This window comes from Roseovarius salincola (genome assembly GCF_026891095.1).
Classification (GTDB): domain Bacteria; phylum Pseudomonadota; class Alphaproteobacteria; order Rhodobacterales; family Rhodobacteraceae; genus Roseovarius; species Roseovarius salincola.
Genome location: NZ_JAPTNL010000052.1, coordinates 1 through 1,377 on the forward strand (window position 1 = coordinate 1; position 1,377 = coordinate 1,377).

Sequence of the window (1,377 nt, forward strand, 5' to 3'; positions counted from 1 at the left end):
GGTAGTGCCCCGAGGAGTGGTGTAGGAACTGGCGTCCACCTGCTTCTTCATAGCTGGTGTTGCTCGTTCACTGTGCGGCGATCATCGTCGCCGCGTCGGTATCGTCGCATATGGCGGTCAGCTTTTCCACCGGCATGTAGCGGCGTGAGACGGCCCACTCATCATTCTGCTCCAGCATCAGCGCGCCGACGAGCCGGATGACGGCCGCGCGGTTCGGGAAGATCCCGACGACATTGGTGCGCCGCTTGATCTCCTTGTTGACGCGCTCCAGCGGGTTGGTGCTGTGCAGCTTCGAACGCAGGCTCTCGTCGAAGGCCATGTAGGCCAGCACGTCGTGCTCGGCCTCGTCCATCAGCTCGGCAACATCCCGGAACCGGTCGCGCAGGCTGTCGGCGACCTCGCGCCAGCGGGCATGTGCCTGGTCGCGGTCTTTTTCGGCGAAGACGGTCTTCACCACCGCGCTGACCACCGGCTTGTTGGTCTTGCCCACGCGGGCCAGCAGGTTGCGCTGGAAATGCACACGGCAGCGCTGCCAGCCGGCCCCCAGGACCTTGCGGGCGGCGGCTTTGAGGCCCTCGTGTGCGTCGCTGATCACCATCTGCACGCCCCGCAGTCCACGGCGAGTGAGAGACCGCAGGAACTCGGCCCAGAAGGTCTCGGCTTCGGAGGGCAAGACTGTGACCCCCAGGATCTCCCGGCGTCCGTCAGTGTTGACCGCCACGGCCACTATCACCGCCATCGAGACGATCCGCCCGCCCTCGCGCAGCTTCACGTAGGTGGCGTCGAGCCAGAGAAACGGCCAGTCCCCCTCCAGCGGCCGGTTCAGGAACGCCTGCACCCGCTCATCGATCTCTTCGCACAGCCGCGACACCTGGCTCTTGGAGGTGCCCGTCAGTCCCATGGCACGCACCAGGTCATCTACCGCGCGGGTGGAAATCCCTTGGATATAGGCTTCCTGGATCACCGCCATCAGCGCCTTCTCGGCGGTGCGACGCGGCTCCAGAAACGTGGGGAAATAGCTGCCCTTGCGCAGCTTCGGGATGTTCAGGCCGATAGTCCCCGCCCGGGTATCCCATTGGCGCGGCCGGTAGCCGTTGCGCAGGTTCTCGCGGTCCGGGCTGCGCTCGCCATGCCCGGCACCGCACATAGCGGCCACCTCGATGTCCATCAGCCGCTGCGCCGCATCCTGGATCAGCTCTCGCAGGAAATCTGCGTCGTCGCTCTTGGCAATCACACCCGGAAGGTCAATCTTGGTCTCGGTCATCGTGCTCTCCTTCGTTGTCATCGGTCGTTGAACAACCGCAGACTACGAAGAAGCGCGGTGGCCGCCAGCCCCAAACGCGCGCGGACTCTTACACCACCTCCCGGGGCACTACC

1 protein-coding gene is annotated in these 1,377 nt (G+C 65.2%); it reads right to left on the reverse strand.

What is annotated here, in order from left to right; genetic code table 11:
- Positions 1 to 67 precede the first annotated feature (67 nt).
- On the reverse strand, positions 68 to 1,264 hold the full coding sequence (locus N5A93_RS19440; protein WP_440590585.1) for an IS256 family transposase: 1,197 nt from the start codon (positions 1,262 to 1,264) through the stop codon (positions 68 to 70).
- Positions 1,265 to 1,377 lie beyond the last annotated feature (113 nt).

What these genes read in the sequence shown, in the direction of transcription:
- N5A93_RS19440 (WP_440590585.1), bottom strand. Translation starts at nt 1,264, where the DNA reads ATGACCGAGACCAAGATTGACCTTCCGGGTGTGATTGCCAAGAGCGAC.